The following is a 14,346-nucleotide window of genomic DNA, read 5'->3' on the forward strand; positions in this document are numbered from 1 at the left end:
GTGTTAGTATGCGGAAAAAGTACAGGGAGCTGAAACGGAAAGGCAATGTCATTGTTTTTCCGAACACGGTGCAAGTGCTGTTGACAGAAGGCATGAACCTGTTGAAAGACGAAAAATATGTCAGTGCACGCGATAAGCTGTACCAAGTGCTTTCTTACGAGCCTGAACATCCGGGAGCGCTCGGTGCATATGCTTATTGCTTATTTGAACTTGGCGAATACGAAGAAGCGCTTGAAGTATGCAGGGAGCTCTTGAAAGTAGGGCCTGTGCATTATCTGGAAACAATGGAATTATACATAAGCATTCTGATGCAAGTCCGGGAGTTCGCCGAAGCGGAGCGAATGATTGAAGCGCTGATTGAAGAAAAGGTACTTCCGGAAGAACGGCTGGAGCAATTCCAGCAATTGCGCGAGCTGAACGAACGCATCGCATCGAACTCCGCACCAGTTAAAATCGATCCGATTCTTTACACAACAGCGAATTTTGTTGCGCTGCCGCCTGCTGAGCAGGAGCAGCGCGTACTCGAACTGCCCACTGGCTCGTTAGAAGTGATGAAAGGCAGCATGGTTGAACTGGTCCAGCATCCGGAAACGGACTCGCTGGCGAAAACATACATATTATTCAAACTGCATCAGGAAAAAATAGACGCTGAGGTCCGGCTTAACAAATTCGGCTTTGAAGGAACATATTTAATTCGACAATTGCCCGATCCCGCAAATGACAGCAAGCTTGTTGCGGTCAAAACGATTCTGCAAGACGCCATGCAAAAAGATCCGACACGTCTAGACATGGCGCTCGAGCTGTTTGATCGGCATGTTTTTTTGTTTTATCCGTTCATGTGGGAAGCGTTCAGCGCGGAACAAGTGGCGTTCGCATACAAGGGATATTTGGATAAGTTGTTTTCGGAAGAATCCAAGGAATCCGTGGAGCCTGAGCTCTTAACGCTCATTTTTCACGCGGAACAATGGTTTGAGCTGCGCAACGGGTAGAAATAGTTGAACATGGCGCTAGGTGTGATATAATATGGAAGTTGTCAAAAATCGTATAAAACGTAATATGACTTTGTAGAAAATGTTTGGAGGGCTTATAAAATGTCAGCAAAATGGGAAAAACAAGAAGGTAACACAGGAACTCTTACAATTGAAGTGCCTGCGGAGCAAGTAAACGCAGGATTAGACAAAGCATTCAAGAAAGTCGTTAAGGAAATTAACGTACCAGGTTTCCGTAAAGGGAAAATGCCACGCCAAATGTTCGAACAGCGTTTCGGCACAGAATCACTTTACCAGGACGCATTGGATTTCATCTTGCCGGACGCTTACGCAAACGCAGTGGAAGAAGCAGGCATTAACCCTGTAGACCGTCCAGAAATCGACATCGAAACAATGGAGAAAAACAAACCTCTAGTATTTACAGCTAAAGTGACGGTTAAACCGGAAGTTCAGCTTGGCGAATACAAAGGCCTTGAAGTTTCCCAACAGGATGCTGAAGTGACTGACGAAGAAATCGAAAACCAATTGAAAGAAAACCAAGAGCGTTTCGCTGAACTTGCTGTCAAAGAAGACGAAGCAATCGTTGAAGGCGATACTGCTGTTATCAACTTTGAAGGATTTGTTGATGGAGAAGCATTCGAAGGCGGCCAAGGAGATGACTATTCTCTTGAAATCGGTTCGAATTCATTTATCCCAGGCTTCGAATCACAATTGATCGGCGCTAAAACAGGGGAAGAAAAAGAAGTTGAGGTTACTTTCCCTGACGAATACCACGCTGCTGAACTTGCAGGAAAAGCTGCAACTTTCAAAGTGAAGATCAACGAAGTGAAATCTAAAGAACTTCCAGAGCTTAATGACGAGTTCGCAAAAGAAATCGATCCTGAAGTTGAAGGATTGGATGCTCTTCGCACAAAAATGAAAGAAACATTAGCGACTGAGAAAAAAGCTAACGCTGACGCTCAACTTCGCGACGAACTAGTTCAAAAAGCGGCTGAAAACGCAACAATCGACATCCCGCAAGCGATGGTCGATTCAGAAACTGACCGCATGATGAGCGATTTCGAACAACGCTTGACACAGCAAGGCATGAACCTTGAACTTTACTTCCAGTTCTCTGGACAGGACGAGGCTGCACTTCGCGAACAAATGAAAACCGACGCAGAAACACGCGTACGCGTATCATTGGTTCTTGAAGCGATTGCTGCTGCAGAAAACATGGAAGTGTCTTCTGACGACATCAATGCTGAACTTGAGAAGATGTCTTCCCAGTTCAACATGGACACTGAAAAAATCAAAACTGCACTTGGCGGCACTGAGATGCTTGAAAACGACATCCGCATGCAGAATACTGTTGAATTCCTAGTGGAAAACGCTAAAATCACAACAGATGTTGCAGACGCTCCAAGCGCTGAATAATTAACACATAAGCAAGGCTTAAAACAAGGCGCGGCAATCGCGCCTTGTTTTACTCTACATAGAACAACGCAAATGCCGTACTACATATGAGCTTACTTTTTGTAGTAATTCTAATTAGTTGCTACAATGAGCATAATCTTGTAAGATAATGGCTTGAATAGGGGTGGATACATTGTTCAAATTCAATGACGAAAAAGATCATTTAAAATGTTCTTTCTGCGGAAAACCGCAAGAACAGGTCCGTAAACTGGTCGCAGGACCAGGTGTATATATTTGCGACGAATGTATCGAGCTTTGTACGGAAATCGTAGAAGAAGAGCTAGGTACGGAAGAAGCAGTCGAGTTCAAGGAAGTCCCGAAACCAAGAGAAATCATGGACATTCTCGGCGGCTATGTAATCGGCCAGGAAAAAGCGAAAAAATCGCTTGCTGTTGCTGTTTACAACCATTACAAACGCGTTAATTCCCAGAGCAAAATCGACGATGTGGAATTGTCTAAATCGAATATCGTTTTGATCGGACCAACAGGCAGCGGGAAAACTTTGCTGGCACAGACTTTGGCCCGCATCTTGAACGTGCCTTTCGCAATTGCGGATGCGACTTCATTGACTGAAGCTGGCTATGTAGGCGAAGATGTTGAAAACATTTTGCTGAAATTGATCCAAGCAGCGGACTACGATGTAGAACGCGCTGAAAAAGGCATTATCTACATCGATGAAATCGATAAAGTGGCTCGTAAATCCGAGAACCCATCGATTACACGCGATGTTTCAGGTGAAGGTGTTCAGCAAGCTTTACTGAAAATTCTTGAAGGAACAACTGCTAGCGTGCCACCACAGGGAGGGCGCAAGCATCCTCATCAGGAATTCATCCAGATCGATACGACGAACGTCTTGTTCATCGTTGGTGGAGCATTCGACGGCGTCGAACAAATCATCAAACGCCGCCTCGGCAGTAAAATCATCGGTTTCGGTGCAGATCCGAACAAAGAAGAATTGGACGACAAATCATTGCTTAGCCAATTGATTCCTGAAGATTTGCTGAAATTCGGCCTTATTCCTGAGTTTATCGGGCGTCTGCCGGTATTGGCGAGCCTTGAGCAATTGGACGAAGGCGCATTGGTGCAGATTTTGACTGAACCAAAAAATGCATTGATCAAGCAATACCAGAAAATGATGGAATTGGACGGCGTTGAATTGACATTCGAACCGGACGCTTTGGTTGAAATTGCGAAATTGGCAATTGAACGCAAAACCGGCGCACGCGGACTCCGTTCAATCATCGAGAATACGATGCTTGATGTTATGTTTGATTTGCCTTCTCGCGAAGACATCGTTGAATGTGTCATTACAAAAGAAACGATCACTGAAAAAGCACAGCCGAAACTCATTTTGGAAGATGGCTCTGAATTTAAAGAAGGCAATAACGAAAAAACATCCGCATAATCCGGCATGACAGCTGGATATAAGTGAAACTTCAATCAGTGGGGAGTTTAACCCCCTGTTAGTTGGTGGACCAATCGGACTTTAGCGGCCAATTGATCTTCCGCGCAAGCTGGATCACTTGCCCGTAAAAGTTGGGTGGCAAAGGATGATACGGGCTGACTCTGATCGTGCGTTTTCGCGCGTTCAGAGGAAGGCCCGTTTTTTAATTGCCGGTTTGCCAAGGACGAAATTTCCAGTGCTCAGGTGCTTTCTCTTTAATTATCAGGTATTATTTTCCTCAATTATTTATTTAAAACGAAATTTTAAATCAAATTATCGATGTCAACCAGATTAAAATTTAACCCGGAGGTGGGTATTTCAATGGCTAAGAGAAAAACAAGCAAGAGCGTGCCTTTATTGCCGCTGCGGGGACTATTGGTCTTTCCGACAATGGTGCTGCATATTGATGTCGGCCGTGAACGGTCGGTGGCGGCGCTCGAACAGGCAATGCTGGAAGATAGCATCGTTTTCCTTGTAACGCAAACGGAAGTGGGCAATGAACAGCCCGGAAAAGATGATTTGTATAAGATAGGGACGTTGGCGAAGGTCAAGCAGATGCTGAAACTGCCAAACGGCACAATCCGTGTGCTGGTCGAAGGGCTCGAGCGCGGCAAGTGGAAAAATTACAACGAAGGCGACGCGTATACAGCGGTTGATGTGTCTTCTTATCCGGATGAAGAAGAAAAAACGGCAGAACAAGACGCGTTGATGCGTTTGTTGCTTGAGCATTTCGAGAAATACGTCAAAGCTTCGAAAAAAGTGACGACAGAAACGTATAACACCGTTGCCGATATCGAAGAACCAGGTCGCTTGGCGGATATGGTAGCTTCTCATCTGCCGTTCAAACTGTCTGAAAAGCAGGAAGTGCTGGAGCTATTCGATGTGGAAAAACGCCTCGAAACGCTGATTCGCCGCCTCCACAATGAACAGGAAGTCATCGACTTGGAAAAACGCATCAGCCAGCGCGTCAAAAAATCGATGGAGCAGACGCAGAAAGAATTCTATTTGCGCGAGCAAATGAAAGCGATCCAGTCTGAGCTTGGCGACAAAGATGGCAAGTCAGCTGAAATCGTCGACTTGAAAAAGCGCATCGAAGAAGCCGGTATGCCGGAAGGAACAGAGAAAGCTGCTCTTAAAGAGCTGGACCGTTACGAAAAATTGCCTTCAGCTGCGGCGGAAAGCGGGATTATCCGCAATTACATCGAATGGCTTGTAACGATTCCATGGTCGGAATCTACTGAAGACCGCCTCGACATCAAGCATGCGGAAGACGTCCTAGACCGTGACCATGATGGGTTGGAGACAGTGAAAGAACGCGTCCTTGAATATTTGGCAGTGCGCCAGATGACGCAATCTTTGCGTGGGCCGATTCTTTGCCTCGTCGGGCCTCCCGGCGTCGGGAAAACGTCGCTCGCCAAATCGATTGCAGAATCGCTGGACCGCAAATTCGTCCGCATCTCGCTTGGCGGCGTGCGCGACGAATCGGAAATCCGCGGCCATCGCCGAACTTATGTCGGCGCGATGCCTGGCCGCATCATTCAAGGGATGAAAAAGGCAGGAACCGTCAATCCGGTATTCCTGCTGGATGAAATCGATAAGATGTCATCTGATTTCCGTGGAGATCCGTCTTCGGCAATGCTTGAAGTATTGGACCCGGAACAGAACAATTCGTTCAGCGACCATTATATAGAAGAAACCTATGATTTATCGAATGTCCTCTTTATTGCGACGGCAAATGACCTGAGTTCGATTCCAGGACCATTGCGCGATCGGATGGAAGTCATTTCGATAGCGGGGTATACAGAAGCTGAAAAGCAAATGATCGCTAAAAACCATTTGGCACCGAAGCAATTGAAAGAACACGGGCTGACAGATGAGCAGCTGCATTTTACAGACGACGGCTTGATGAACATCGTGCGCTTTTATACACGTGAAGCGGGTGTCCGCGGCTTGGAACGCCAAATCGCTTCCGTCTGCCGAAAAGTGACGAAAGAAATCGTATCAGGCGAAAAAGCGAAAGTCGAAGTGGATGCAGCAAAAGTTGAGAAATACCTCGGCAAGCGCAAATTCCGCTACGGCATGGCTGAAACGGAAAACCAAGTCGGCGTTGCAACCGGGCTTGCTTACACGGCAGTCGGCGGCGATACGCTGCAGATCGAAGTGTCATTGTCACCCGGCAAAGGAAAGTTGCAACTGACCGGGAAACTGGGCGACGTGATGAAGGAATCCGCTCAGACTGCGCTGTCGTTTGTGCGCTCGAAAGCGGAAGAACTTGGCATCGATCCGATGTTCTATGAAACGCAGGATATCCACATCCACGTTCCGGAAGGCGCCGTGCCAAAAGACGGCCCATCCGCAGGCATCACCATTGCAACTGCGTTAGTTTCCGCTTTGACAAAACGGCCGATCCGTCGTGAAGTCGGCATGACTGGTGAAATCACGTTGCGTGGACGGGTTCTGCCGATTGGCGGAGTCAAAGAGAAAACATTGAGTGCGCACCGCGCCGGATTGAAAACGATCATCTTGCCGTTGGACAACGAGCGGGACATCGAGGACATTCCGGAAAGCGTCCGCCAGGAATTGACGTTCAAACTCGTTTCCCAGGCTGATGAAGCACTTGAAATCGCATTAGAAGGAGTAAGTGAATGATTGTCCATAACGTAGAACTTGTAATCAGCGCCGTCCGCCCGGATCAGTATCCGGAAGACGGCTTACCGGAATTCGCTTTAGCCGGCCGCTCGAATGTCGGCAAATCGTCTTTCATCAATAAAATGATTGGGCGTAAAAGTATGGCCCGCATTTCTTCAAAACCTGGGAAAACACAGACGCTCAACTTTTATAAAATTGAAGAACAGCTTTTCTATGTCGATGTACCGGGCTATGGCTACGCGAAAGTCTCCAAATCGGAGCGCGAAGCATGGGGCAAGATGATCGAACGCTATATCACAGACCGCGAACAGCTGAAAGCGGTCATCCAGATCGTCGACCTGCGCCACGCGCCGAGCCGCGAAGACGTTGCGATGTATGACTTTATGAAGCATTACGGCATTCCATGCATCATCATTGCCACAAAAGCGGATAAGATTCCGAAAGGCAAATGGGATAAGCACAAGAAAATCGTCCGCGAAACGCTCGAGATGGACAAGCGCGATCCGTTGATTGTCTTTTCCTCTGAAACAGGGCTTGGCAAAGACGCTGCTTGGCAAGAAATCGAGAAAAGAATGTAACAGTAGAAAAGCGCAGCCTCGGCTGCGCTTTTTTTGATATAATGGAAAAAAATCCAAGGAGTTTGATTATGGCCCTAGAAAAAAATTGCCCATTCTGCAACCCACATGAAGATAATCATCAGCAAATCGTGCTGGAAAACGCCAGTTGTTTCTTTCTGCAGCATAGCTTCGAACAAGAAGTCCTGGAAGGCAGCGGCGTCATTGTACCAAAAGCCCATCGCGTCGATACCTTCGAACTGACGCCGGAAGAATGGCGGGATACATTCGAATTGCTGCACGAAGCGAAAACGTTGCTCGATGCGAAATACGCACCGGACGGCTACACGCTCGGCTGGAACGTTGGCGCGGCTTCCAACCAGTCGATTCTTCACAGCCATTTCCACATCTTGCCGCGCTATAACGACGAGCCGCATGCCGGCAAAGGCTTGCGCCACTGGCTCAAACAGCCGGACAACAAACGAGTAAAAACGCGCAGCTGAGCTTGCGCGTTTTTTATTGGGAGAAGGGCTGCTGCAAGTAAATCGGAGTTTGCCGCAAGTGAAAATCCCTTTGCTGCAAGTAAAACGAGTTTGCCGCAAATAAACCCGGATATGGCGCAAGTAAAAATTGGAATGCTGCAAGTAAATTAGGATTCTGCAAAGAAATCGTTTATTCTGCAAACAAACCAGCGGATTCTGCAAACAAATCAATTATTCCGCAAACAAACTCCTAATCCGATCACAATTTACTACACGCCACACTCCAAGTTCTCGCACTATTTCGACTAAGAGCGTTATGCTTGTTGATGCACCGGGCCTTTGCTAAACTTACTTTATAATGAATATAAATAAACTTGAGTTTTCATGTCTTGTTCACATTTGTGAAAGATTATAAAACTTTAGTAGTGGTATAATAAAGTCATATGAAATATTGAACGTGAAAGGTGTTTTGAACCCATGCATACTTTAGTCGTCGGGGTGAACTATCGCACAGCTCCTTTGGAAATTCGTGAAAAACTCTCGTTTATCGAGACGGATCTTCCACAAGCGATGCAGGCGTTAAAAAACCAGAAAAGCATATTGGAAAACGTCATCGTTTCTACGTGCAACCGGACGGAGATTTACGCGGTGGTGGACCAGCTTCACACAGGGCGTTATTATGTGAAGCAATTTCTTGCGGACTATTTCGGTTTGTCGCAAGAAGAGTTCTCGCAGTATTTATTCGTTCATGAAAAAGACGAAGCGGTTGAACATTTGTTCCGCGTCACAGCCGGCATCGATTCGATGGTCCTCGGGGAGACGCAGATTCTCGGACAAGTGAGATCCAGCTTCCTATCAGGGCAAGAATTCGGTACGACCGGAACGGTTTTCAATCAATTATTTAAACAAGCAGTGACTCTTGCGAAAAGAGCGCATTCGGAAACGGCGATCGGCGAGAATGCCGTATCGGTTTCTTATGCGGCTGTTGAACTCGGCAAGAAGATTTTCGGCACGCTTAAAAACAAGCATGTCGTCATCTTAGGCGCGGGTAAAATGGGTGAGCTGGCCATCAAGAATCTGCAAGGCAGCGGTGCTGATAAAGTGACGGTCATTAACCGGACGTTTGAAAAAGCGGAAATACTTGCGGATAAATTCAACGGCAACGCGAAGCCGATGACGCAATTGCAATGTGCATTGCTGGAAGCGGACATCTTGATTTCTTCAACGGGTGCTACAGATTTCGTCATTGATCTCCAATTGATGGAGTTCGTTGATAAATTGCGCAAAGGCAAACCGTTGTTCATGGTGGACATTGCGGTTCCACGCGATATCGATCCACGTATCGCTGATTTGCCAAACGTGTTCTTGTACGATATCGATGATATGCAAGGCATCGTGGAAGCGAATCTTGCAGAACGCGAACGCGCAGCGCGCCAAATCGTCACGATGATCGATGGCGAAACGTCTCAGTTCAACGATTGGCTTACGACGCTCGGCGTGGTTCCAGTCATTTCGGCTTTGCGCCAAAAAGCTTTGACGATTCAAGCGGAGACAATGTCCAGCATTGAAAACAAAATGCCTGACTTGACCGACCGTGAAAAGAAAATATTGAACAAACATACGAAATCAATCATCAATCAATTGCTGAAAGAGCCGATCCTTCAAGCGAAGGAAATGGCCGGCGCGCCTAAATCGCGTGAGCAGCTGGAATTGTTCCAGCAGATTTTCGGTATTGAAGATGAAGTGGAAATTGAAATAGAGAAGCAGACAAACGCTGTAAGAGCCAAAGCTGATAAAGCACAGGAACAGCGGAAACAAGAAACTCCCGGATATTCATTTTAAGCTTTCTTAAAGAGGCGTTCACGGATCTATATGTTACTATGTAGATGCGGAACGCCTTTAACTATGGAAACGAAGGGGAATAGGATGGCTGATATAACAATGGCAAGGCTGCACGAAGCTATGGTTATTCTATATGCTGTCAGCCTTGTCTTTTATTTTTTCGATTATTTATATAAGGAAAAGCGGGCGAGCCGCATCGCGATGACGCTGCTTGGCGTCGTCTGGCTGCTGCAGACCGTCTTTTTAACGCTGTACATTATAGAGACGCAGCGATTTCCAATATTAACGCTGTTTGAAGGCATTTATTTCTATGCCTGGCTGTTGGTGACGCTGTCGCTTGTATTGCGGATATTCTATCGCTTCGACTTTGCGGTATTTTTCATTAACATCATTGGCTTCATTTTTATGACGATCCATACATTCGCTCCGGTGCAGATTGAACGTTCGCCGATAGGAGAAGCGCTGGTGTCGGAATTATTATTGATCCATATTACGTTTGCGATTTTATCGTATGTCGCATTTTCGCTGTCGTTCGTCTTTTCAGCCCTGCACATGGTTTTGTACCGGCTGCTGAAAAAGAAGAAGTGGACGAAACAATGGAGCAATTTACCATCGCTCGGCCAGACCGAACAGGGCATGACGATTTCAATCCTCACCGGCATCTCGCTGTTGTTCGTGTCGCTCGTGCTCGGGCTGCAATGGGCGTATATTTCGCTTGAGCAATTTTCGCTATTGGACGTGAAAATCATCGGCTCGTTCATCTTGCTGATCGTCTACAGCATTTTGCTGTACCGCCACCGCAAAGGGGCATTGAACGGCAGTTCGTATGCGATGGCCCATATCTATGCGTTTTTATTGCTGCTGGTGAATTTCTTCCTCGGCAGCCGTTTGTCTGAATTTCATTTCTGGTACTAGAAAGGTAGGATTTATTTGAGAAAAATTATTGTAGGTTCAAGAAGAAGCAAGCTGGCGTTGACACAAACCAACCAGTTTATCGATAAATTAAAAGCGGCCGGCGCGCCGTTCGAATTCGAAGTCAAAGAAATCGTCACGAAAGGCGATCGGATCGTTGATGTCATGTTATCGAAAGTCGGCGGCAAAGGGTTATTCGTCAAAGAAATTGAACAAGCACTTTTCGATAAGGAAATCGATTTTGCTGTCCACAGCATGAAAGATATGCCGTCAGTACTGCCGGAAGGGCTTGTGATCGGCTGCATCCCTGAACGTGAAGACCCGCGCGACGCTTTTATCGCCAATAACCATGTGAAATTCATGGACTTGCCAGTCGGAGCGGTTGTCGGCACGAGCAGCCTGCGCCGCAGTTCGCAATTATTATTGCTGCGCCCGGACATCGATATCCAGTGGATCCGCGGAAACATCGACACGCGCTTGGAAAAACTGAAATCGGGTGATTTCGATGCCATCATTCTAGCGGCTGCGGGATTGAAGCGTATGGGCTGGAAAGATGAAATCGTTACGGAATTTCTTGAAATCGACCAATGCCTTCCGGCAATCGGCCAAGGCGCGCTCGCTATCGAATGCCGCGAAGAAGACGTGGAATTGCTTGCAGAACTGGCAAAAGTCAACGATGAAGAAACAGCATTAGCGGTTAACGCTGAGCGCCAATTCCTAAGAGACATGGACGGCAGCTGCCAAGTGCCGATTGCCGGCTACGCGACAGTCGAAAACGGCGAAGTGTCATTCACAGGCTTGATTTCTTCCCCGGATGCTGAACAGGTATTCAAAGAATCAGCAGTCCACAGCGACCCGATCGAAGCAGGCAAAGATGTTGCTGCGCGCATCAGTGCACAAGGCGGCTACGACTTGATTCAAAAAGTAAAAGCTGAGAGCAATGTCTGATAAACTGCCATTGACAGGCGAAACCATCATTTTCACCGGGTCAAAAGAGCCGGAAGGGGCCATGGCCCTGACAGCGTCTTTGGGCGGTGAGGCAATTTATTTGCCGCTCATAGAAACATCGGTCCGGCAGTCCCAACTGCCGGATTTCGACTGTTACGGCTGGTTGATCTTCACGAGCGCAACTAGCGCGGATGCGTTCGGCCAACTGCACATCCAGACCCATGCAAAAATTGCCGCTGTCGGCGAAAAAACTGCCGAGAAATTAGCGCAATACGGTTTTACAGCCGATTTCATACCGAGCGTCTACAGTGCGGACGTTTTCGTACAGGAATTCCCGGCAGTGGCAGGCGAAGCAAAATGCCTGTTCATCAAAGGATCGCTCGCGAAAAACACCATCGCAGGGATGCCGCTGCAGGTGGATGAATGGATTATTTACGAAACGGCGCTTAAAATAGAGAATGCACGGGAATTATGCCGCATGAGCGGAGTCATCGTTGTGTTTGCGAGCCCATCCGCAGTCAGAGCCTACGCGGAAGTGGGCGGCGATTTCAACGCCATCCGCACTGCCGCGATCGGCCATGTCACGGAAGAGGCCCTCATCACGCATGGCGGCCGCGCCGACTTTATTCCCGAAAAATATACTTACACCGATCTTGTTAATGAAATCGCGAAAGGAAGTTGTACACATGACTGAATTGAAATTCAACCGCCATCGCCGCTTGCGCGGATCTGCAAACATACGCGCAATGGTACGTGAAACGAGCGTCAAAAAAGAGGACTTTATCTACCCGATCTTCGTCGTAGAAGGCGAAAACGTTAAATCGGAGATTTCTTCGATGCCAGGCGTTTACCATTTCTCCTTGGACACGCTAGGCGCAGAGCTTGATGAAGTGGTGTCACTAGGTATTCCATCGGTCATCTTGTTCGGCGTGCCGAACGAAAAAGATGCTGTCGGTTCACAGGCGTACCATGATCACGCCATCACGCAAGAGGCAATCCGTTTTGCGAAAGAGCGCCATCCTGAATTGGTGGTTATCGCGGACACATGTTTATGCCAATACACAGACCACGGACATTGCGGCGTCATCGAAGACGGCATTATCCTAAACGACGAAACATTGGATTTATTGGCGCGCACAGCAGTGTCGCAGGCGAAAGCCGGAGCGGACATTATCGCGCCATCGAATATGATGGATGGATTCGTAGCAGCGATCCGCTACGGGCTGGACGAAGCCGGATTTGAAAACACGCCGATCATGTCTTACGGTGTGAAATATTCTTCTGCTTATTACGGGCCGTTCCGCGAAGCTGCTCACTCAACCCCGCAATTCGGCGACCGCAAAACCTATCAGATGGATCCGGCGAACCGCTTGGAAGCATTGCGCGAAGCCGCATCCGATGTAGAAGAAGGCGCGGATTTCATGATCGTCAAACCGGCATTGTCGTATTTGGACATCATCCGTGAAGTACGCGACAATTTCGATTTGCCGATCGTCGCTTATAACGTCAGCGGCGAATACGCAATGGTCAAAGCGGCCGCATTGAACGGCTGGGTCGACGAAGAGAAAATCGTTTTGGAAACCTTATTGAGCATGAAACGCGCGGGGGCGGATATCATCATGACCTACCACGCAAAAGACGCAGCACGCTGGCTGGAGGGCAAATAAATGACTTACGAAAAATCGATTGCAGCATTCACTGAAGCGAAAAAAGTTATGCCGGGCGGCGTCAACAGTCCGGTTCGCGCATTCAAATCGGTCAACATGGATCCGATTTTCATGGCATCCGGCAAAGGCGCAACAATCACAGACATCGACGGCAACACGTATATTGATTACGTCCTGTCATGGGGGCCGCTGATTTTAGGGCATGCCCATCCGGAAGTTGTCGCAGCCATTCAGAAATCGGCTGAGTCAGGCACAAGCTTCGGCGCGCCGACTTTGCTGGAAACTGAATTGGCGGAACTTGTCATCAAACGCGTGCCGTCCATTGAAATGGTGCGCATGGTGTCTTCTGGTACGGAAGCAACGATGAGCGCATTGCGCGTTGCGCGCGGCTATACCGGCCGCAGCAAAATTTTGAAATTCGAAGGCTGCTACCACGGACATGCCGACAGCTTGCTGATCAAAGCGGGTTCAGGCGTCGCGACACTGGGCTTGCCTGATTCACCGGGTGTTCCCGAATCTGTAGCGAAAAACACCATCACGGTACCTTACAATGACCTTGAAAGCATCCGCTTGGCGTTTCAGGAATTCGGCGATGACATCGCAGCAGTCATTGTTGAACCGGTTGCCGGTAATATGGGCGTTGTGCCTCCAAACCCTGGTTTCCTGCAGGAACTTCGCAACTTGACGTCGGAAAACGGCACTGTCCTCATCTTTGATGAAGTTATGACCGGGTTCCGTGTCGGATACCACTGTGCACAGGGCTATTACGGCGTTACGCCAGACATGACTTGCCTTGGCAAAGTCATCGGCGGCGGCTTGCCAGTCGGCGCATTCGGCGGCAAGCGTGAAATCATGCAGCAAGTTGCACCAAGCGGTTCGATTTACCAGGCAGGCACCTTGTCCGGAAACCCGCTTGCGATGACGGCTGGATTGGAAACTTTGTCCCGCCTTGATGAAAGCTCGTACGACACATTCATCGAACGCGGCGACCAGCTTGAAGCCGGATTCCGCGCTGCAGCTGAGAAATACAACATCCCGCACACAGTTAACCGTGCAGGTTCGATGATTGGCTTTTTCTTCACAAACGAAAGTGTGGTCGACTTCGCGACAGCGAAAACGTCCGACACCGATTTGTTCGCCGATTATTACCGCTTGATGGCAGAAGAAGGCATTTACTTGCCGCCTTCCCAATTCGAAGGCATGTTCCTGTCGACAGCTCACACTGAAGAACAAATCGCTAAAACAGTCGAAGCGTTCCACACTGTCTTCGCGAAACTCGCACGCTAAATAAAATCTTTAGCCCAGCCGCAGAATTTGCGTTTGGGCTTTTTTATGTCGATTTCGCTTTGCTGCAAGTAAACCGGCGTTTGGCGCAAGTAAAAGGCTGGTTTCTGCAAGTAAACG

12 protein-coding genes are annotated in these 14,346 nt (G+C 48.1%); all 12 read left to right on the top strand.

Going from position 1 to position 14,346, the window contains the following annotated elements; all coding sequences use genetic code 11:
- Positions 1 to 8 precede the first annotated feature (8 nt).
- The 12 genes from AC4EHJ_RS00935 to hemL all read left to right on the top strand — a co-directional run bounded on the left by AC4EHJ_RS00935 (position 9) and on the right by hemL (position 14,229).
- Entirely contained in the window at positions 9 to 989 is a 981-nt protein-coding gene (locus tag AC4EHJ_RS00935) for a tetratricopeptide repeat protein (RefSeq protein WP_490973728.1), read from the top strand.
- 102 nt (positions 990 to 1,091) lie between these two features.
- Entirely contained in the window at positions 1,092 to 2,405 is a 1,314-nt protein-coding gene (tig, locus tag AC4EHJ_RS00940; protein WP_490973729.1) for a trigger factor, read from the top strand.
- 172 nt (positions 2,406 to 2,577) lie between these two features.
- The gene (gene clpX / locus AC4EHJ_RS00945) at positions 2,578 to 3,849 is read left to right on the top strand and encodes an ATP-dependent protease ATP-binding subunit ClpX (RefSeq protein WP_490973730.1); all 1,272 of its coding nucleotides are present in this window, start codon (positions 2,578 to 2,580) and stop codon (positions 3,847 to 3,849) included.
- Positions 3,850 to 4,209: 360 nt separating this feature from the next.
- Positions 4,210 to 6,537 (top strand): endopeptidase La, encoded by a 2,328-nt coding sequence (gene lon, locus AC4EHJ_RS00950; RefSeq protein ID WP_490973731.1) that lies wholly within the window; start codon positions 4,210 to 4,212, stop codon positions 6,535 to 6,537.
- Complete coding sequence (gene yihA, locus AC4EHJ_RS00955) at positions 6,534 to 7,115, top strand: ribosome biogenesis GTP-binding protein YihA/YsxC (RefSeq protein ID WP_490973732.1); 582 nt, start codon at positions 6,534 to 6,536, stop codon at positions 7,113 to 7,115. Before lon ends, yihA begins: the two co-directional genes overlap by 4 nt.
- 68 nt (positions 7,116 to 7,183) lie before the next feature.
- Positions 7,184 to 7,594: an HIT family protein gene (locus AC4EHJ_RS00960; RefSeq protein ID WP_490973733.1), complete on the top strand. Its 411-nt coding sequence runs from the start codon at positions 7,184 to 7,186 to the stop codon at positions 7,592 to 7,594.
- A 456-nt stretch (positions 7,595 to 8,050) separates the two neighbouring features.
- Entirely contained in the window at positions 8,051 to 9,415 is a 1,365-nt protein-coding gene (hemA, locus tag AC4EHJ_RS00965) for a glutamyl-tRNA reductase (RefSeq protein ID WP_490973734.1), read from the top strand.
- Between the two features lie 84 nt (positions 9,416 to 9,499).
- Complete coding sequence (ccsA, locus tag AC4EHJ_RS00970; RefSeq protein WP_490973735.1) at positions 9,500 to 10,330, top strand: cytochrome c biogenesis protein CcsA; 831 nt, start codon at positions 9,500 to 9,502, stop codon at positions 10,328 to 10,330.
- 15 nt (positions 10,331 to 10,345) lie between these two features.
- Positions 10,346 to 11,275 (top strand): hydroxymethylbilane synthase, encoded by a 930-nt coding sequence (gene hemC / locus AC4EHJ_RS00975; RefSeq protein ID WP_490973736.1) that lies wholly within the window; start codon positions 10,346 to 10,348, stop codon positions 11,273 to 11,275.
- A complete protein-coding gene (locus AC4EHJ_RS00980) occupies positions 11,268 to 11,969 on the top strand; it encodes a uroporphyrinogen-III synthase (RefSeq protein WP_490973737.1) in 702 nt (233 codons plus the stop codon). Before hemC ends, AC4EHJ_RS00980 begins: the two co-directional genes overlap by 8 nt.
- The gene (gene hemB, locus AC4EHJ_RS00985) at positions 11,962 to 12,942 is read left to right on the top strand and encodes a porphobilinogen synthase (protein ID WP_490973738.1); all 981 of its coding nucleotides are present in this window, start codon (positions 11,962 to 11,964) and stop codon (positions 12,940 to 12,942) included. The genes AC4EHJ_RS00980 and hemB overlap by 8 nt, the downstream gene beginning before the upstream one ends.
- Positions 12,943 to 14,229, top strand: a complete 1,287-nt coding sequence (gene hemL / locus AC4EHJ_RS00990) for a glutamate-1-semialdehyde 2,1-aminomutase (protein ID WP_490973739.1) — start codon at positions 12,943 to 12,945, stop codon at positions 14,227 to 14,229.
- Positions 14,230 to 14,346: the final 117 nt, after the last annotated feature.

It is taken from the genome of Planococcus sp. TJ-301 (assembly GCF_058268475.1).

Excerpts from the sequence above, each read along its gene's own strand:
- AC4EHJ_RS00935 (WP_490973728.1), top strand. The coding sequence starts at position 9 with ATGCGGAAAAAGTACAGGGAGCTGAAACGGAAAGGCAATGTCATTGTT.
- tig (WP_490973729.1), top strand. The coding sequence starts at position 1,092 with ATGTCAGCAAAATGGGAAAAACAAGAAGGTAACACAGGAACTCTTACA.
- lon (WP_490973731.1), top strand. The coding sequence starts at position 4,210 with ATGGCTAAGAGAAAAACAAGCAAGAGCGTGCCTTTATTGCCGCTGCGG.
- yihA (WP_490973732.1), top strand. The coding sequence starts at position 6,534 with ATGATTGTCCATAACGTAGAACTTGTAATCAGCGCCGTCCGCCCGGAT.
- AC4EHJ_RS00960 (WP_490973733.1), top strand. The coding sequence starts at position 7,184 with ATGGCCCTAGAAAAAAATTGCCCATTCTGCAACCCACATGAAGATAAT.
- hemA (WP_490973734.1), top strand. The coding sequence starts at position 8,051 with ATGCATACTTTAGTCGTCGGGGTGAACTATCGCACAGCTCCTTTGGAA.
- ccsA (WP_490973735.1), top strand. The coding sequence starts at position 9,500 with ATGGCTGATATAACAATGGCAAGGCTGCACGAAGCTATGGTTATTCTA.
- AC4EHJ_RS00980 (WP_490973737.1), top strand. The coding sequence starts at position 11,268 with ATGTCTGATAAACTGCCATTGACAGGCGAAACCATCATTTTCACCGGG.
- hemB (WP_490973738.1), top strand. The coding sequence starts at position 11,962 with ATGACTGAATTGAAATTCAACCGCCATCGCCGCTTGCGCGGATCTGCA.
- hemL (WP_490973739.1), top strand. The coding sequence starts at position 12,943 with ATGACTTACGAAAAATCGATTGCAGCATTCACTGAAGCGAAAAAAGTT.